Raw genomic sequence first — 18473 nt, 5'->3', positions numbered from 1 at the left:
ACCGCCGCGGCAAATGATACTCGCCACCGCAGCAGCACCTTACAGCGGAGACGAACGGCAATGCGCGTGCACGCTTCGGCGCTGAAGCGGCCGAAAAACCGAGCAATTGCGGTAACTGGATCGCAATGGCCCTCTGCCATGGTGGTCTTCGAACAGGGTTCCGGTTGACACGGAACGAAACGCAAAGTGACTTTCGCCACGGCCCGGCGGTCCATAGATAACGCTGGGTTTTTTGCTGGGAATCGGGGGCAAGCGCCATGTGCGGTATCGTTGGAATCGTGGGCCGAGAGCAGGTCGCGCCGCTCATCGTCGACGCGCTGAAGCGCCTTGAATATCGCGGCTATGACTCGGCCGGCGTCGCCACCATCGAGAGGGGCGAGCTCGGCCGCCGCCGCGCCGAAGGCAAGCTGATCAATCTCGAGCGCCGGCTGAAGGACGAGCCGCTCGACGGCACGATCGGCATCGGCCACACGCGCTGGGCGACGCATGGCGTGCCCAACGAGACCAACGCGCACCCGCATTTTTCCAAGGGCGTCGCCATCGTCCACAACGGCATCATCGAGAATTTCGCCGAATTGCGCGACGAGCTCACCCGCGACGGCTACTCCTTCTCTTCGCAAACCGACACGGAGGTCGTCGCGCATCTGGTGGCGCGCGAACTCGCCAGGGGGCTGAGGCCGGTGGAAGCCGCGCATGCGGCGCTGAGGCGCCTCTCGGGCGCCTTCGCGCTGGCGATCATGTTCACGGGTGACGAGGACCTGATCGTCGGCGCCCGAAACGGCCCGCCTCTGGCAGTCGGCCATGGCGAAGGCGAGATGTTTTTGGGCTCCGATGCCATCGCGCTGGCGCCTTTCACCAATGCGGTCACCTATCTGGAAGACGGCGACTGGGCGGAAGTGCGCCGCAACGGCGTCACCATCTATGACATCGACGGCAACAAAGTCGATCGCAAGCGGCAGCAGTCGCTGTCGACCAGCTTCATGGTCGACAAGGGCAACCGCCGCCATTTCATGGAAAAGGAAATCCACGAGCAGCCGGAGGTGATCTCGCACACGCTGGCGAATTACGTGGATTTCGTTTCGGGCAAGTCGAAGCCGCTCGACCTGCCCTTCGATTTCGCCAAGATCGGCCGGCTGGCGCTCTCGGCCTGCGGCACCGCTTATCTCGCCGGGCTGATCTCGAAATACTGGTTCGAGCGCTATGCGCGATTGCCGGTCGATATCGATGTCGCCTCCGAGTTCCGCTACCGCGAGATGCCGCTTTCGGCCAATGATGCGGCCTTCTTCATCTCGCAGTCGGGCGAGACCGCCGATACGCTGGCTTCGCTGCGCTATTGCCGCAAGGCCGGCATGAAGATCGGTGCTGTCGTCAATGTGCGCGAATCGACCATGGCGCGCGAATCCGACGTCGTGCTGCCGACGCTTGCCGGGCCGGAGATCGGCGTTGCCTCGACCAAGGCTTTCACCTGCCAGCTATCCGTCTTGGCTGCGCTCGCGGTCCGCGCGGGCGTTGCGCGCGGCACGATCTCGCCCGATCAGGAAAAGCAGCTGGTGCGCGAGCTTTCCGAAGCGCCGCGCTATGCCACCCAGGTGCTGAAGCTCGACGAGCAGATCGAGCGCATCTCGCGCGAGCTCTCGCGCTACAAGGACGTGCTCTATCTCGGCCGCGACACCAATTTTCCTCTGGCCATGGAAGGCGCGCTGAAGCTCAAGGAGATCTCCTACATCCACGCCGAAGGCTATGCCGGCGGCGAGCTCAAGCACGGGCCGATCGCGCTGATCGACGAGAACATGCCAGTGATCGTGATTGCGCCGCATGACCGCATCTTCGAAAAGACCGTCTCGAACATGCAGGAAGTGGCGGCGCGCGGCGGCAAGATCATCCTGATCACCGACAAAAAGGGAGCGGCGCAGGCCGGCATAAAGACGATGGAGACGATCATCCTGCCCGAGGTGCCGGAGATCATCTCGCCGATCATCTATGCGCTGCCGATCCAGATGCTGGCCTATTTCACCGCCGTTTTCATGGGCACCGACGTCGACCAGCCGCGCAATCTGGCGAAGTCCGTAACGGTGGAGTAGGCGCGGGTTTGCTGCCGCCCCGTTTCGTTCGTCATCCACGGGCGGAGCAGGAGCGAAGGTCCTGCGCAGACCCGAGGATCCATTCCGTGACGCTTGAGTGGATCAAGCCGATGCAAAACTAGGCGTTACCACCCGATACCGCGGAACAGCTCGAACCACAGGGGATTGGCTTTTTCGATCAGTTCGATCTTCCATTGGCGCGGCCAGCGTTTCAGCGATTTTTCGCGCTGGATGGCATCGCGGATGTCGAAATATTCCTCGTACCAGACCAGACGCTGCACGCCGTAGCGCCCGTAAAGCGCGAGCCTTCGCCGGACCTGTGCTCCGGCATCCGACGGCCAAGATCGTTCGTGACACCAGTGTAGATGGTGCCGCGCTTGTTGCTTGCTGTCATATAGACATAGCCCGTCATGCGTGAACGGTAACGGATTGATGGTTAGGGGACTATTCTGACGGGTGGCATTTTGGCCGGCGTCACGGAATGGATCCTCGGGTCTGCGCGTCCGCTTCGCTCCCGCTCCGCCAGTGGATGACGACGGAGGGGTGTTGCGGCCAATCGCGAACGGAGCAGCTTCCATTTGGAATGCTGAAAGCCGGTTGATGGAGGGCACCCTTAAAAACTTCGCAGTTCCAAACCGGCTCGCGGTTCACTAATCTCAGCGTTGCAACCTGCGCCGCGGTGAACTCATGTCCGACGCCCTGAAGACCTCTGGCATGACCCGCCTAAGGAACTATTTCCTGACCGGCTTCGTCGTCTGCGCGCCGCTGGCGATCACGGTCTATATCGCGTGGTCGCTGATCGGCTGGGTCGATTCCTGGGTGAAGCCTTACATCCCCGCCCGCTACAATCCCGACAGCTATCTGCCATTCCCGGTTCCGGGCTTCGGGCTGATCGTGGCGCTGGTGCTGATCACGCTGATCGGTTTCCTGACGGCGAACATCGTCGGCCGCGCCATCGTCAATTTCGGCGAGCGGCTGCTTGGCCGGATGCCGCTGGTGCGCGGCATCTATGGCTCGCTGAAGCAGATTTTCGAGACGGTGCTGTCGAACAAGGGTGACATGTTCCGCCAGGTCGGCCTAGTGGAATATCCGCGCAAAGGCGTCTGGTCGCTGGTCTTCGTCGCCAATGACAAGGAAACGGAGATCAACCAGAAGCTCGACCAGGAAGGCGATCCGCTGATCGCGGTCTTCATGCCCTGCACGCCCAACCCGACCACCGGCTTCCTGATGTATGTGCATAAATCCGAGATCGTGCCGCTCGACATGTCGATCGAGGACGGCGCCAAGCTGATCGTTTCTGCCGGCATGGTGGCGCCGGAGGTCAAGGCCAAGCTGGTGACGCTGAATGGCGAGCCCGTCGAAGGCGGCCTCGCCAACCCGGCGATCGGCGCCGCTCAGCCGGCGCGCAGCAGCCGCACTGCCTCGTCGCGGCCGAACAGGTAAAGCAGCAGCCGCAGCGCCTCGCCGCGTTCGGATTGCAGTTCCGGGTCGCCAGACAGGATCAGCCGCGCGTCGTCCCGCGCTGCTTCGAGCAGATCGGCATGGAACTCGAGGCGCGCCACCTGGAAGCCTGGCGTGCCGGACTGGCGGGTGCCCAGCAACTCGCCTTCGCCGCGCAGTTTCAGGTCCTCCTCGGCGATGCGGAAGCCATCCTCGGTCTCCCGCATCACCGAAAGCCGGCGCTTTGCCGTCTCGCCGAGCGGCTCCTTGTAGAGCAGGACGCACGATGACGGCTTGTCGCCCCGCCCGACCCGGCCGCGCAACTGGTGCAACTGGGCAAGGCCGAAGCGTTCGGCATGCTCAATGACCATGATCGTGGCGTCGGGTACGTCGACGCCGACCTCGATCACGGTGGTGGCGATGAGGATGCACGTTTCGCCTTGCTTGAAGGCGCGCATCGCCTCGTCTTTTTCCGCACCCTTCATGCGGCCGTGCACGAGGCCGATCCGATCGCCGAAGAGCGGTTTCAGCGAAGCGAAACGGTCCTCCGCCGACATCAGCTTGATCTCTTCCGATTCCTCGACCAGCGGGCAGATCCAGTAGATTTTTTGGCCATCGGCGACGGCATCGAGCATGCGTCCGACCAACTCATCCAGCCGTTCCATCGGCAAGGTGACGGTGCGGATCGGCTGCCGGCCGGCCGGCTTTTCGGTGAGCTTCGAGACGTCCATGTCGCCAAAGGCGGTCAGCACCAGCGTGCGCGGGATAGGCGTGGCCGTCATCACCAGCATGTCCGGCGCGTCGCCCTTGGCGGTGATGGCCAGGCGCTGGTGGACGCCGAAGCGGTGCTGCTCGTCGACGACGGCCAGCACCAGGTCGTGAAACGTCACGCTTTCCTGGAACAGGGCATGCGTGCCGACGACGATGTCGATCGCGCCGCCGGCAAGACCTGCAAGCGTCTCCGTGCGTTCGCGGCCCTTCTCACGCCCGGTCAGGATGGCAAGGCGCAGGCCGACCTTTTCCGCCAGCGGCGCGATCGTCGCCAGATGCTGGCGCGCCAGGATTTCGGTCGGCGCCATCAGGGCCGCCTGGCCGCCGGCCTCGACCGCGCGAGCCATGGCGAGCAGCGCCACCACGGTCTTGCCGGAACCGACGTCGCCTTGCAGCAGGCGCAGCATGCGCTCGGGATCGGCGAGATCGGCGTTGATCTCGCCAAGCGCGAATTCCTGGCTTGGCGTGAGCTTGTAGGGCAGGGCGGCGCGCAATTTCTCGACGATGCGACCATCGCCGGTAAGCGGCCGGCCAGAGAGGCGGCGAATTCTCGCCCGCACCAGCGCCAGCGAAACCTGCCCGGCCAGCAATTCGTCATAGGCGAGACGGCGCCAGGCCGAGCCTTCGACGGCAACGTCGATCGGGTCCTTCGGATAATGGATGCGGGCGAGCGCGTCGCCGAAGGCCGGGAAGGTGTGGCGGCGCATAAAAGCGTCGTCCTGCCACTCCGGCAGTTCCGGCAGGCGGCCAAGTGCCTGGCCTATGGCGCGGCGCAGCACCTTGGCCGAGAGGCCGGCGGTCAGCGGATAGACCGGCTCGACCAGCGGCAGCCCTTCGGCCTCGTCGATCGACGCGATATGGTCGGGATGGACCATGGTCGGGCGGCCGTTGAACCACTCCATGCGACCCGAGATCACCACACGCTCGCCTTCGGGAAGCATCTTCTGCAGATAGGCGGCATGAGCATGGAAGAAGGTCAGCGCGACCTCACCGGTGTCGTCATGGGCGTAGACCCGGTAAGGCACCGACCTGTTGCCGCGGGGCGGCGGCTGGTGGCGGTCGACCCGCACTTCGAGCGTGACGATCTGGCCTTCGGCCGACAGCGCGATGCCGGGCCGGTTGCGGCGGTCGATCACGGTGTTGGGCAGCACGAACAAAAGGTCGGCCGCGCGCGCGGCACGATCGCCGAGATCGGCCGGCACCACGCGCTCGATCAGCAAACCGACTTTCGGGCCGACGCCGGCAAGCGAGGTGATCGGGACGAACAGGGGATCGAGGATGGTGGGACGCATCGTGTCAGCTTATGTCGCGACGAGGGCAGCGCAAAGGCTGACACCGCTCTCTATCCACGCTATATGCGCCGCTTTGGACAGGGATGCGGCGAGATGACCGGAACACAGCGATCAAGCGAGGGGCTGGACGCTCGCCGCCGCAAGCTCCTGTTCCGCTCCTGGCACCGCGGCATGCGCGAGATGGACCTGATCCTGGGCTCCTTCGCCGATGCCGAGATCGGCGTCTTGACGGCCGATGAAATCGACCAATATGAGAGACTTCTCGAAATTCCCGACACCGAATTTTTCCCGATGGTCACCGGAGAGCGCCCGGTTCCGCCCGATATCGATTGCGCGGTGCTGCAAAAGATCCTGGCGTCGCGCCGGACCATGACATTTTGAAAAACACCCATCCATGAGCCTTATCCCTACAATCGGCCTGCCCAAGGGCCGCGCCGGCCAGTTCATCGTCGACGGCGTCGCCGACGGCTACGAAGCCTTCGCCCTGGCGCAGACGGCGCAGGAGATCGCGCCCGACAAGCCGGTGCTGTTCGTCGCCCGCGACGGCCAGCGGCTGCCGGCGATCAACGAGGCGCTCGCCTTTGCCGCGCCCGGCCTGCCGGTGCTGGAACTGCCGGCATGGGACTGCCTGCCTTACGATCGCGTGTCGCCCGGCGCCGATGCCGCGGCGCGGCGGCTCGATGCGCTTTCGGCCATGATCGCGCTGGCCAAGAAGCCACATCGCGCCGTCATCCTCAGCACCGCCAATGCGTTGCTGCAGCGCATTCCGCCGGCCGAATTGATCGAAGCGCAGACGTTCCATGCCAGGCCCGGCAACCAGATCGATATGAACGCGCTCATCGCGCGGCTGGAGATCTCCGGTTTCGAGCGCGTGCCGACCGTGCGCGGCCTCGGCGAATTCGCGGTGCGCGGCGGCATCCTCGACCTCTTTGCCCCCGGCTGGAGCGAGGCGCTCAGGCTCGACTTCTTCGGCGACACGCTGGAATCGATCCGCGTCTTCGACGTGGCGACCCAGCGCACCACCGGGCAGCGCAAGTCCATGTCGCTGCAAGCGATGAGTGAAGTGGCGCTGACGCCGGAGACGATCAGCCGCTTCCGCCGCTCTTACATCGAAGCCTTTGGCGCGCCCTCGCGCGACGACGCGCTCTATGCGGCGGTCAGCGAAGGCCGCCGTTTCGCCGGTATGGAGCACTGGCTGCCCTTCTTCTACGAGCGGCTGGAAACGGTGTTCGACTATCTGCCGGACGCGCCTGTGGTATTCGACCATCTGGCGCATGAGGCGCTGGCCGAGCGGCACACGCTGATCCTCGACCATTACGAGGCGCGGCGGAAGCAGGCCGACAGCGCGCTCAAGGATGCCGTGCCTTACAAACCGGTGGCGCCGGATCTTCTGTATCTCTCGCCGGACAATCTCAAGGCGTCGCTCGGTCCGCGCGAGGACATCGATTTCACCGTCTTTGACGCGCCGGATGTCGGAGGCAAGAAGGTCTTCCATGGCGGCTCGCGGCAGGGCCGCAGTTTCGCGGAGGAACGTGCCGACCCGAACATCAATGTCTTCGACGTCGTCGTAAAACACATTGCCGACGAGCGCGCGGCGCGTCGCCGAGTCGTCGTCGCCGGCTGGACTGAAGGCTCGCTCGACCGGCTCGGGCAAATTCTCGCGGAGCACCATCTAAGTAATCTGGAACCCGTCGCGACGCTTGCCGAGGTCGAAAAGCTGGAGCCGGGGCAGGCAGGCCTCGCCGTGCTGCCGCTCGAATCCGGCTTCGAGACCGACGATCTGGTCGTCGTCGCCGAGCAGGACATCCTCGGCGACAGGCTCATTCGGCGTTCCAAGCGCAAGAAAAAGGCCTCCGATTTCATTGCCGAAGCGACGTCGCTGTCGGCAGGCGACATCGTCGTCCATGCCGACCATGGCATCGGCCGCTTCGTCGGGCTGCGCACCATCGAGGCGGTCGGCGCGCCGCATGATTGCCTGGAGATCCACTATGCGGGCGATGACCGGCTCTTCCTGCCGGTGGAAAACATTGAGCTGCTTTCGCGCTATGGCTCGGATTCGGCTGAGGCGCCGCTCGACAAGCTGGGCGGCGGCGCCTGGCAGGCGCGCAAGGCAAGGCTGAAGAAGCGCCTGCTCGACATGGCCGGGCAGCTGATCCGCATCGCCGCCGAGCGGCAGATGCGCGCCGCACCTGCCCTGATCCCGGCCGAGGGGCTCTATGGCGAGTTCGCTGCGCGCTTCCCCTATGAGGAAACCGACGATCAGCAGACGGCGATCGACGCGGTCATGGACGATCTCGGCGCCGGCAAGCCGATGGACCGGCTGGTCTGCGGCGATGTCGGCTTCGGCAAGACGGAAGTGGCGCTGCGCGCCGCCTTCATCGCGGCCATGGAAGGGTTCCAGGTGGCGGTCGTCGTGCCGACGACCTTGCTGTCGCGCCAGCATTTCAAGACCTTCTCGCAGCGCTTCTCAGGCCTGCCGATCCGCATAGCGCAGGCCTCGCGCCTGGTCGGCTCCAAGGAACTGGCCGAAACCAAGAAGGGGATCGCCGAGGGCACGGTCGACATCGTCGTCGGTACGCATGCGCTGCTCGGCAGCTCGATCTCGTTCAAGAATCTCGGGCTTTTGATCATCGACGAGGAGCAGCATTTCGGCGTCAAGCACAAGGAGCGGCTGAAGGAGCTCAGGAACGACGTGCATGTGCTCACGCTGTCGGCGACGCCTATCCCGCGTACGCTACAATTGGCGCTGACCGGCGTGCGCGAGCTGTCGCTCATCGCGACGCCGCCCGTCGACCGCATGGCGGTGCGCACCTTCATCTCGCCCTTCGATCCGCTGGTCATCCGCGAGACGCTGCTGCGCGAGCGCTATCGCGGCGGCCATTCTTTCTATGTCGTGCCGCGTATCAGCGATCTGGCCGAAATCCATGATTTCCTAAAGGAATCCGTGCCGGAATTGAAGGTTGCGGTCGCCCACGGCCAGATGCCGCCGGGCGAGCTCGACGACATCATGAACGCCTTCTACGACGGCCAGTACGACGTGCTCCTGTCGACGACCATCGTCGAATCCGGCCTCGACATCCCGACCGCCAACACGCTGATCGTCCATCGCGCCGACATGTTCGGCCTGGCGCAGCTCTACCAGCTGCGCGGCCGCGTCGGCCGTTCCAAGGTGCGTGCCTACGCGCTGTTCACGCTGCCGGCGAACCGCAAGCTGACCGACACGGCCGAGCGCCGGCTGAAGGTGCTGCAGTCGCTCGACACGCTCGGCGCCGGCTTCCAGCTCGCCAGCCACGACCTCGACATACGCGGCGCGGGCAATCTGCTTGGTGAAGAGCAGTCGGGGCATATCAAGGAGGTCGGTTTCGAGCTTTACCAGCAGATGCTCGAGGAGGCGGTGGCCGAGGTGAAGGACACCGGCGAAGTGCAGGACGGCGGCTGGTCGCCGCAGATCGCGGTCGGCACCGCCGTGATGATCCCGGAAAGCTACGTGCCGGACCTGCAGCTCAGGATGGCCCTCTACCGTCGCCTCGGCGACCTCGAAACCACCGAGGAGATCGACGGCTTCGGCGCCGAGCTGATCGACCGCTTCGGGCCGCTGCCGGAAGAGGTGACGCATCTGTTGAAGATCGTCTTCATCAAGGCGCTCTGCCGCAAGGCCAATGTCGAGAAGCTCGATGCCGGCCCGAAGGGCGTCGTGATCCATTTCCGCAAGCGCGAGTTCCCCAATCCGGTCGGGCTGGTCAAATTCATCGGCGAGCAGGGCTCGCAGGCCAAGATCAGGGCCGACCACAGCGTGGTCTTCATCCGCGATTGGCCGAACGCGGAGAAGCGGCTCGCCGGTTCGGCTGTTGTCATGACCCAATTGGCAAGATTGGTCGACAAAGCCGCCTAACGACGTCCGCATTGGCAAGCCGAGCAGCTCGACGCATTCGCCACCACTGAAAAACGCGGCTAGAATAGGTAATCGGCTTCGTGTAAGGAGCCGCGACCTCGTATCGAGGCTGGAAGGGCGGGCAAGCACGCTCGCCGGTTTGTTTGACGCAATTCCGGACGGAAATTTCACATTTTTCCTGGGGTTGCTCCGAAAGGGCGTTGGGTGCAGCGATGACGAAATGGTCGCCGAATTCATGGAGAGCAAAGCCGATCAAGCAGGTCCCGGCCTACCCGGACCTTGGCGCTTTGCAAGCCACGGAAGCGCGGCTTGCGACCTATCCGCCGCTGGTCTTTGCCGGCGAGGCGCGCAAGCTGAAGAAGCAGCTGGCGGCGGTCGCCGCCGGCGAAGCCTTCCTGCTCCAGGGCGGTGACTGCGCCGAGAGCTTTGCCGAGCATGGCGCCGACAACATCCGCGACTTCTTCCGCGTCTTCCTGCAGATGTCGGTGGTGCTCACCTTCGCCGGCGCGCAGCCGGTGGTGAAGGTTGGCCGCGTCGCCGGCCAGTTCGCCAAGCCGCGCTCGTCCGACAACGAGACCAAGGCCGGCGTGACGCTGCCGAGCTACCGCGGCGACATCATCAACGGCATCGAATTCGATGCCTCCTCGCGCATTCCGGATCCGGCACGCCAGGAGATGGCGTATCGCCAGTCCGCCGCGACGCTCAACCTTCTGCGCGCCTTCGCGCAGGGCGGCTATGCCAGCCTTGAGAACGTGCATCGCTGGATGCTGGGCTTCGTCGCCGACAGCCCGCAGGGAGAAAAATACGAATCGCTCGCCAACCGCATCACCGAGACGATGGATTTCATGCGCGCGGTGGGCATCACGTCCGAAACCAACTTCGCGTTGCGCGAGACCGATTTCTACACCAGCCATGAGGCGCTGCTGCTTGGCTATGAGGAAGCGCTGACACGCGTCGATTCGACCTCCGGCGACTGGTACGCAACCTCCGGCCATATGATCTGGATCGGCGACCGCACCCGCCAGCCGGACCATGCGCATATCGAATATTGCCGCGGCATCAAAAATCCGCTCGGCCTGAAATGCGGTCCGTCGCTGACGCCGGATGGATTGTTGGAACTCATCGACCTGCTCAATCCCGAGAACGAGCCCGGCCGGCTGACGCTGATCGCGCGCTTCGGCTCCGACAAGGTCGCCGAGCACCTGCCGAAGCTGGTGCGAGCTGTGAAGAATGAAGGCCGCAACGTCGTGTGGTCGTCCGACCCGATGCACGGCAACACGATCGAGGCGGCAGGCTACAAGACGCGGCCGTTCGACCGCATCCTCAAGGAAGTGCAGACCTTTTTCGAGGTGCACCGCGCCGAGGGCACGCATCCGGGCGGCATCCATGTGGAGATGACCGGCAAGAACGTGACCGAATGCACGGGCGGCGCCCGCGCCATCACGGCGGAGGACCTACAGGACCGCTACCATACCCATTGCGATCCGCGCCTCAATGCCGACCAGGCGATCGAACTCGCCTTCCTGGTGTCGGACCTGCTCAAGAAGAGCCACCCGGTGCAGCACAAGCAGGCCGCCAACGCCTGAACAGAGGCTTGACGCCTATCATTGGAGGCGCTGGCCGCGACGCCAGCGCCTTTTGACGTCGGGGCTGATAAACTTCAATCCGGATCGGGCGGTCCGGGCGGGTCGCCCGGGAAATTGGTTCTGCCGGGCGGAATGACGGCAAAGCTGATCTGCAAGGGCGGTGCTTTGAGCGACCAGTCGAACGGCACCGTCTTGACCGGCAGGCCGGCGATCCACGCCTGCTGTTGCGGGGAAAGCCTCCAATGGGTCGGCCACACCAGCAGCATACCCTGATCCCGCAGGCGCTGGTCCGTGATCCAGGGGGCAAGGCGCCTGTCGAGAGCCGTGAAGATAGAGGGCTGGTCCGCAGCTTCCAGCCCGGCAAGCTGGGCCACGCCGTCCTCGCCACCGACGATGCCCAATGGTCCTGGCACCGTCTCATGCCAGATCGCCTCGGCCGTCTGCGAGATCGATCGTGCCGGCCAGCACATCGGCTGCAGGCGACCGAGGACGTTGCAACCCGTCCAGCGGGTCACCGCATAGGCGCTCGATACGCCGACCACGCATAGCAAGGCCAGCACCATCAGCCGGCGCAATTCCACAGATCCCAGTCGCTGGCCTAGAAGCGCGATCGCCAGGGCACCGACGAGATTGTACATCGTCGCGCCCCAGGACTCGCCCGTGCCGGTAAACAGCGAGGCGACCATGATCAGGAGCGCCGGCCCCACGCCCATCCATGCCAGGTAGACAATCGCGCGCCGCTCGGGGACGGGGTGGGCCGGTAAGGGGTCCCGTGCGGGGGCGGCCTGCCGTCGCAGCAGGCCGGAAAGAGCAAGAACGACGGGAAGAGCGGCAAGCCCGGCAAGCTGAACGCCGATATAGTAAAGCCGGGCGCGGTTGGCGAGCACCCAGGCGTTGCGATGCGCGGCATAGGTCAACGGCAGGAAATCGAGGCGAACAAGCTCAACTGCCAGCGGCGCCGCGACGCCGAGAAAAACCGCGAGGCCGAGCCATGGCCATGGGGTGGCAAGGCGGCTTCTGGCACGGGTGTCGTATAAGATCCAGATGCCGCCGAAGGCGAGCAGCAAAGCCGTCGAGAACTTGGCATAGAGCCCCAGGCCGGAAACGAGGCCGAGGGCGAGCCACCAGCCTGGCCGTCCATCGCGCGCCGAGCGCCACAGCAGCCATGAGATTGCCGCCCAGAAAGGCATCTGTGCGTAATCATGGTTGAACTGCGGGGTGGGCCAGCCGAAGAAGTAGATCGAGGGCATCAACAGAACGGCGGCGAGCGCGCGGGTCGAGCCCATGATGTCGCGCGCAAGCAGATAGACCAGGACGAAAGTCGTCGAGACCATCAATTGCGACAGCAGGTATTGCGGCCAGCGGAACGAGCCGGTCAGGAGATGGCTGATCTCGAGCAGCCAGCACGGGAGCTGCGGGTGCTTATAGGTCAACAGCACCCATTCGCGGCCCCACATGAACCCCTCGACGACGTCGCGAGGCGGCCCGACATTGACGATCGCCGGCATGACGGTCCAGCAAGCGATCTGCGTCAGGCACAAAAGCGCCAGCAATCGCCATGGGTGCCGGACCAAGCCGTTCCAGATCGAAGGCAGATTGCCTTCCGCGGCGATTGCCGACGGCCAAAGATGAACGGATTCCGTGGTTCTCGACATGCGGGCCTAAAATCATACCGGTGGATTGCTGAACAGTGCGATAGCAAAAGCTTACGAAAATGTATTCTTCCGCAACATTGTAAAACCAAGATTGCGATGGAACCCACCGCCGGCGCTTCGGGCAGGACCCGCCGGCTGATGGTTGCCTGAGCCGGCCCGCTGTTCGGAGCGCCGCGGTTCCAGAGTGCATGGTGCCGTCCGAAAACCGCTTTCGGCATCATGCTCCAGCCATTCAGGTGCCTCCATGCGTCACCAGCACGCCGTCATCCATCACCGTGGGCTAGACTTCTGGTCGGCGCGCGCGGCGGTTCTCGTCATCATCTGCCTGCAGCTTCTGGTCATCAACAACCTGTCCTTCGGCCCGCGCTGGCTGGCCCCGACGGTCGAGGCGGCGCTGCTGGCGCCCCTGTCGATCGCGACGGCATGGACGCAGATGCAGACGCGCAAAGCGGTCGACCATGAGCATTGGTACGCGATCGGCCGATTGCGACTCTATATCCGCCGCACGGCATTGGTTATGACCGGCGTCATCAGCATCATGAATTGCGGATCGCTGGTCTTCCTGGTGCGGGCGCTGCTGGAAGGACGCGCCGGCGCGGGCACGACGCTACTCGTCGACGCGCTCAATATCTGGGTCACCAATGTGATCGTCTTTGCGCTCTGGTTCTGGAGCACCGACCGCGGCGGTCCGCCGACCTGCGGCCTTGTCAAGCGCGCGCATGCTGATTTCCTGTTCCCGCAAATGACGTTGCCCGATCGCGAGATCCAGGGCTGGTTGCCGGGCTTCGTCGACTATGTCTTCCTCGCCTTCACCAACGCCACGGCGTTCTCGCCGACCGACACTCTGCCGCTCACGCAACGCGCCAAGCTCCTGATGATGGCCGAAGCGATGATCTCGCTCCTGACGATCGCGCTGGTGGCGGCGCGGGCCGTCAACATCCTGGCCTAAAACTGTATCGATACTCAGGTGAGGTCGGCCTGCGAATGGCGGGCTCCTGCGCTTCCGGTGCTCACGTAATTGAGGCACGCTCCGCTCCGGTTCTCGGAGGCCACCATTCTCGGCTCGTCCTGACCTGAATCTCGATACAGCTTTGCGAGTTCAGGAGCCGCGCTCCCAGCGCATTCCGGCAAGTCTTGGGTCCGCAAAGGCAGCGCGTGAGAATTCCAGCCTCTTCTCCGGGAATTCGCAGATCGCCTGCAGGCCGAAAGAGCCGATCCGGATGCGCCAGGTCTGCGGCTCCAGCGGCCTGGCCTCGGCAAAGCCCTTGCAGGTCAACAGCGCGATATTGGCGCCCTTGGGATCGCGCACCGAGCGATAGCGGATCGCCTGCAGTTCGGCTTCGCGCGCGACATCGGCGATCGCCTGGCAGGCGGTGTAGTCGGTGGGCTGCGTCCAGGCCTTTTCGTCGCGATCGAGCGGCGGCCGTGTCAGGTCGATCGCGCGGCCGCATTTTATCGCAGCGGCGAAGGCAGTGTATTCCGCGGCGTCGTTCGGCCATGGCGTCGCCGGCGACTCCGCAAAGAACAACAGGCGGTAGAAAGCCATTTCCGCCACCGCCGTCAGCACCGTCTCGGCGGCATAATAGACGCCTTTGGTCTTGCCGGCGCGGCGAAAGCGCGAGCCGTATGGATAGACGGAGCCATAGCGAAAAGGCGTCGACAACAGGTAATGGAGGTGGCGGCACTCCAGCGGGATATGCGGCTTGGTGTCTTCGATGAGGTCTTCCAGCAGCGACTGCTCATCGAGCGTGTCGATGAGCTTGAGGGTCGAGACGCGGTGCTGCGCCTCGACCATGCGCCAGTACTTGCCTTCGAGCCTGACGGCCTCAGACGAGAGCGCGCCGGGAGTCCAGGTAGGCAATGACATCGACAAGTCCGGCAATCGTCAGGATTTTTTCGAGCGGCGTGCCGTCGAGCGTGGTGTTGGGGCTCTTCAGCCAGGCCCGGGCAACGGTCTCGTCGCCGCCGACGATGGCGTCGAGCGAGCGGAACAGGCGGACGAACAGCACCGCCAGCTCGAACGGCTTGGTGCCTCGTTCAAGCAGGAATTCCTGCCGGCGCATGCGCGAGACCGTTGCTTCCGACACACCGATGACCAAAGCGAGCGTCCTGGCGGTGATGTCGAGCAGATCGGCCGCGCGCAGCGTGGCCTTGGTGACAACGGCGTTTTCGGCCGCCGTCGCGGCCGCGACTGGACGTTGCATAAAGCGCACCTTTCATTTCTGTGGAAAATATAGTCCACAAAAATTCTCTTGGAAAGGGCAGTGTCAGTCTTTCTTGTAAAGCAGCCAGCCTTTGCCGGCCCGGCCGGCCATGGCCGAATGCTTTGTCACACGGTTGCGACCGCCGACCTTGGAGCGATAAAGCGCCCGGTCCGCCTTCGCATAGAGATCTTCGGGATTTTCCGCCTCCGAGGCCATGCAGATGCCCATCGACACAGTAACGGTGCCGTAGTTCATGCCGGTCTGGCTGCTGGTGAACGGGGTCTGCTCGATCAGGGCGCGGATGCGCTCGGCGATCTCACATGTGGCTTCCTCGCTGGCGCCCTCGACGATAAACGCGAACTCCTCGCCACCGGTGCGCGCGACGAACGTGTCGGAACGGACGCCGGATTGGAAGATCTCGGCGATGATCTGCAGGAACCTGTCGCCGACCGGATGGCCGTAGCGGTCGTTTATGTCCTTGAAATGATCGATATCGGCAAGGATCAAAGCGCTGAACAGGATGCCGCGATTGCTGTTGTAGATCCGGGTGATCTCCTTGTCGAAGGCGCGGCGGTTCCACAGCTGCGTGAGCGGGTCGGTATCGGCAAGCCGCTTGTATTCCTCGAGCTTCGACTTGACGCTTTCAAGCTCGGCCGTCTTTTCGCTGAGCGTGCTGGCGATCTGGCGGCCATGGTCGATCGTCGAGCTGGTGGCGGCAGACATCGCGCCGGCGATCTTCTGGAGGATTTCCTGCGAAAGCAGGCTGCGGTTGCTGAGGCCGGTCGAGGTCTCATCGAGAATTCGGCCATACTTTTCGATATGCGAACGCTCGCTGCGCAACAGCGCAGCGATGTCCTCGAGCTCGTTGGCGACCATCTCGCGGGCATGCTCGACGATGGCCGGACCATGATGCTGGGGAAAGAAGGCGCGCCCGATGCCGTCAAGGTCCTCCTGGGTCGGGCGATTGCTCAACGAGACAACGGCAAGGCTGAGCTCGTGATTGCTGCCGGTGAGTGCCTCGTAGAAGATTTCGTAGTTGCGCGGCAGTCCGAGCACGCCGAGCTGACGCATCGTCCCCACGACGGTGCCGGCGATGTCGGTGTTCCTGTCAGTCGGAATGGCTGCCGGCTGCATATCGTGTTCACTGCCCCTTCAGTGCGACCGCAGACCTGCCTCCGCCGGGAGACGCTCGCGGGGATTTGAATCGGAACCATAAATGCGATGGCGCGTCCCCAACACGACTTTCGCTTGCAGGAATCATAGATGCAGTTGCGCTAAAGTTTCCTTAACAGCCTGCATTTCCTCGATGTCTTTGCTATCACAACGTGTAATCTCATGCGGAGCAGCTTTCGAAAGGCGTCGCTTCGGTGTCGCATTTGCCTGCGACCGGCCGCCTTAAACCTGGAATCCTTTCGGCAGTGGATCGGGCGGACGATGTCGAAGGAGCCGGGATGGACGAAAATCACAGTGGATCATGCCTGTGCGGGGCGGTGCGCTTCAGGACGAGGGGCCCGTTGCGAGGAGTGATCTATTGTCACTGTACGCAGTGCCGGAAGCAGAGCGGGCATTTCTTCGCCGCGACCAATGTTCCAGATGCCAATATCGCGATCACCGGCGCGGAAAACCTCACCTGGTACGAAGCCTCCACCTTTGCCAAGCGCGGCTTTTGCAAGACCTGTGGATCGGCGCTGTTCTGGAAGCCGAGGGAGGATGCATATGTGTCGGTTCTGGCCGGGTCTTTCGACGAACCGACGAGCCTGCGGGGCGAGTGCCACATCTTCGTCGGCGACAAAGGCGACTATTATTCGATCGAAGACGGGTTACCTCAGTTCGAGAAGTCGACGCCGTCGATAAAGGTGGCGGACGAATGATTTTTGGTTCGGCTGCCTTATTCCCTTGATCCGGCCGTTGCGATATCCCCCTGACGGTTACTCGAAACGGGGCTGGGCATGCAGCGGCTGATCGACGCTTTCATCAATTCGGTAAGGGCCTTCCGCAAGCTTGCCGCACATGAGAAGGCATTCCAGCAGGAGCTGATGCTGCTTGCGCTCGCCCTGCCGGCCGGCTGGTTCATCTCGGTCTCGTGGCGCGGCTACGCCCTGCTGATCGGCGCTGTGCTGCTCCTGATCATGGTCGAAGTGCTCAACACTGGCATTGAGGCGGCCTGCGACGCGATCTCGCGGGAATTCCACATCGATATCCAGCTCGCCAAGGATTGCGGGTCGCTGGCGGTGCTGATTTCCATCGTGATCGCCGGCGGCGTCTGGGGCGTCGCCTTGATCGAGCGCCTTACCGGTGCGCCGATCTGATCCTTGCGATTGATCACGATCCCGCCTGGTCTTCCCTGGCGCGTTCACGCTTTGCGAAGTGATGGCCTACCAACCAGGCTACCGCGGCGACAACGACGCCGACGCCAAGGGCGATGAGCAGGCGCTCATGGCGTGCAAACGCCTGGCCCACCATTTCCTCCGCGCCCAGGCCGAAGACAAAGCCAATGCCGCTGAACAGGGCCGCCCAGACCGCGGACGAGATGGCATTCAGGATGACGAAACGCGGCACGGACACGGTCGACAGGCCGGCGGCGACGCCGCCGACCAGGCGCATGCCGTAGATATAGCGGTTGGTCAGCACGAAAATGTTGGGATGGGTGTTGAGCAGGCGGTAGGCGCGGCTGAAACCCGGACGCCTGCGCAATAGTCTCACATAACGATGTTCGGCGAAGCCGCGCCCCATGGTGAAGAAGAAGGTGTCGCCGGCGAAGGCGCCGAGAAATGCGACGAGGAAAGTCTGCCACAGCACGAAAACATGCTGATGGGCAAAGAAGCCGCCAAGGATTGCCGCGCTTTCGCCTTCGGCGACGCAACCCAGGAAGACCGCGATCAGCCCGTATTGCCCGATGAGATGATGGATGGTTTCGCTCATTCCGTTACGGACCGCGCCGACAGTTTCTCGTCGATGCACCTGATCTGCTCGGCCATGCGCAGGATCTCGTCCCGCATGCCGATGATCTCGCTGTGGCGCAACTCGTCGAGCTTTTCATGCAGGGCCATGATCTCAATCTCGGCCTTCAGATTGACCTCGTAGTCGTGGGCCGCGTCGATGCGGTCGCGCTCGGTCTGACGGTTCTGCGACATCATGATCACCGGCGCCTGTATCGCCGCGAGCATCGACAGCACCAGGTTGAGGAAGATGAAGGGGTAGGGGTCGAAAGCGTCGCGCGTGAGCAGCCAGGCATTGCCGACGGTCCAAACAACGAGAAAGGCAAGGAAGCCGAGTATGAAGGACCAGGAGCCGCCGATCCTGGCGATAGTATCGGCGACGCGGTCGCCATACGTCGCGTGGAAGGCGACGGCCTTGTTGGTGTCGCGGGTGATGGTGGTGCGCTCAAGCGTCGACTGGAGGACGCGGCTCTCGAGCGGACCGAAACCGTCCGGCTTCCGCTTGAGCAAACGGTTCGCCATGTCCTCGACGATCTTGTTCATCTGTCCTCTCCTTCGCCCCGGCATCGATAGACGTAGAGGCTGCCGGGTCGGACGTGAAGTGCTAGATTGC

15 protein-coding genes and 1 pseudogene are annotated in these 18473 nt (G+C 63.6%); 8 read left to right on the top strand and 8 right to left on the bottom strand.

Annotated elements, in window-relative coordinates; all coding sequences use genetic code 11:
- Positions 1-257 precede the first annotated feature (257 nt).
- Positions 258-2081, top strand: a complete 1824-nt coding sequence (gene glmS, locus LB553_RS08465) for a glutamine--fructose-6-phosphate transaminase (isomerizing) (protein WP_224512263.1) — start codon at positions 258-260, stop codon at positions 2079-2081.
- A gap of 125 nt (positions 2082-2206) precedes the next feature.
- On the opposite strand, the pseudogene LB553_RS08460 reads toward glmS, so the two are convergent.
- A pseudogene (locus LB553_RS08460) lies at positions 2207-2493 on the bottom strand (GIY-YIG nuclease family protein).
- A gap of 275 nt (positions 2494-2768) precedes the next feature.
- Here LB553_RS08460 and LB553_RS08455 point away from each other — a divergent pair.
- Positions 2769-3524, top strand: coding sequence for a DUF502 domain-containing protein (locus LB553_RS08455; protein ID WP_224512261.1), 756 nt, complete (start codon positions 2769-2771; stop codon positions 3522-3524).
- On the opposite strand, the gene recG is transcribed toward LB553_RS08455, so the two are convergent.
- Positions 3476-5584, bottom strand: a complete 2109-nt coding sequence (gene recG / locus LB553_RS08450; RefSeq protein WP_224512260.1) for an ATP-dependent DNA helicase RecG — start codon at positions 5582-5584, stop codon at positions 3476-3478. The genes LB553_RS08455 and recG overlap by 49 nt on opposite strands.
- A 93-nt stretch (positions 5585-5677) precedes the next feature.
- On the opposite strand from recG, the gene LB553_RS08445 reads away from it, so the two are divergent.
- From LB553_RS08445 to LB553_RS08435, 3 genes are all read left to right on the top strand, one after another.
- Positions 5678-5965 (top strand): succinate dehydrogenase assembly factor 2, encoded by a 288-nt coding sequence (locus LB553_RS08445; protein ID WP_224512258.1) that lies wholly within the window; start codon positions 5678-5680, stop codon positions 5963-5965.
- Positions 5966-5978: 13 nt separating this feature from the next.
- On the top strand, positions 5979-9476 hold the full coding sequence (mfd, locus tag LB553_RS08440) for a transcription-repair coupling factor (RefSeq protein WP_224512256.1): 3498 nt from the start codon (positions 5979-5981) through the stop codon (positions 9474-9476).
- A 212-nt stretch (positions 9477-9688) separates the two neighbouring features.
- Positions 9689-11062 (top strand): class II 3-deoxy-7-phosphoheptulonate synthase, encoded by a 1374-nt coding sequence (locus tag LB553_RS08435; RefSeq protein ID WP_224512254.1) that lies wholly within the window; start codon positions 9689-9691, stop codon positions 11060-11062.
- Positions 11063-11136: 74 nt separating this feature from the next.
- On the opposite strand, the gene LB553_RS08430 is transcribed toward LB553_RS08435, so the two are convergent.
- Entirely contained in the window at positions 11137-12717 is a 1581-nt protein-coding gene (locus LB553_RS08430; protein WP_224512252.1) for an ArnT family glycosyltransferase, read from the bottom strand.
- Between the two features lie 244 nt (positions 12718-12961).
- Here LB553_RS08430 and LB553_RS08425 point away from each other — a divergent pair, with 244 nt between their 5' ends.
- Entirely contained in the window at positions 12962-13666 is a 705-nt protein-coding gene (locus tag LB553_RS08425; RefSeq protein ID WP_224512249.1) for a hypothetical protein, read from the top strand.
- A 150-nt stretch (positions 13667-13816) separates the two neighbouring features.
- Here LB553_RS08425 and LB553_RS08420 read toward each other — a convergent pair whose 3' ends face one another.
- From LB553_RS08420 to LB553_RS08410, 3 genes are all read right to left on the bottom strand, one after another.
- A complete protein-coding gene (locus LB553_RS08420) occupies positions 13817-14584 on the bottom strand; it encodes an RES family NAD+ phosphorylase (protein ID WP_224512248.1) in 768 nt (255 codons plus the stop codon).
- Positions 14544-14921 (bottom strand): MbcA/ParS/Xre antitoxin family protein, encoded by a 378-nt coding sequence (locus LB553_RS08415; protein ID WP_224512247.1) that lies wholly within the window; start codon positions 14919-14921, stop codon positions 14544-14546. Before LB553_RS08415 ends, LB553_RS08420 begins: the two co-directional genes overlap by 41 nt.
- Positions 14922-14984: 63 nt before the next feature.
- Complete coding sequence (locus LB553_RS08410) at positions 14985-16055, bottom strand: GGDEF domain-containing protein (RefSeq protein ID WP_224512246.1); 1071 nt, start codon at positions 16053-16055, stop codon at positions 14985-14987.
- A 317-nt stretch (positions 16056-16372) separates the two neighbouring features.
- On the opposite strand from LB553_RS08410, the gene LB553_RS08405 reads away from it, so the two are divergent.
- Entirely contained in the window at positions 16373-16792 is a 420-nt protein-coding gene (locus LB553_RS08405; protein ID WP_224512245.1) for a GFA family protein, read from the top strand.
- Between the two features lie 78 nt (positions 16793-16870).
- Positions 16871-17230 (top strand): diacylglycerol kinase, encoded by a 360-nt coding sequence (locus LB553_RS08400; RefSeq protein WP_224512244.1) that lies wholly within the window; start codon positions 16871-16873, stop codon positions 17228-17230.
- A 13-nt stretch (positions 17231-17243) separates the two neighbouring features.
- Here the strand turns inward: LB553_RS08400 and LB553_RS08395 are convergent, their stop codons facing one another.
- Together LB553_RS08395 and LB553_RS08390 are read right to left on the bottom strand one after the other, a co-directional pair.
- On the bottom strand, positions 17244-17843 hold the full coding sequence (locus tag LB553_RS08395) for a DedA family protein (protein ID WP_224512243.1): 600 nt from the start codon (positions 17841-17843) through the stop codon (positions 17244-17246).
- Positions 17840-18403: a DUF1003 domain-containing protein gene (locus LB553_RS08390; RefSeq protein WP_224512242.1), complete on the bottom strand. Its 564-nt coding sequence runs from the start codon at positions 18401-18403 to the stop codon at positions 17840-17842. Before LB553_RS08390 ends, LB553_RS08395 begins: the two co-directional genes overlap by 4 nt.
- Between the last annotated feature and the right edge of the window lie 70 nt (positions 18404-18473).

Source organism: Mesorhizobium sp. CA8 (assembly GCF_020164955.1).
Taxonomy (GTDB): Bacteria; Pseudomonadota; Alphaproteobacteria; order Rhizobiales; family Rhizobiaceae; genus Mesorhizobium.
Note: the sequence above shows the minus strand (reverse complement) of the source record. Positions and strands in the feature narration are given on the sequence as shown.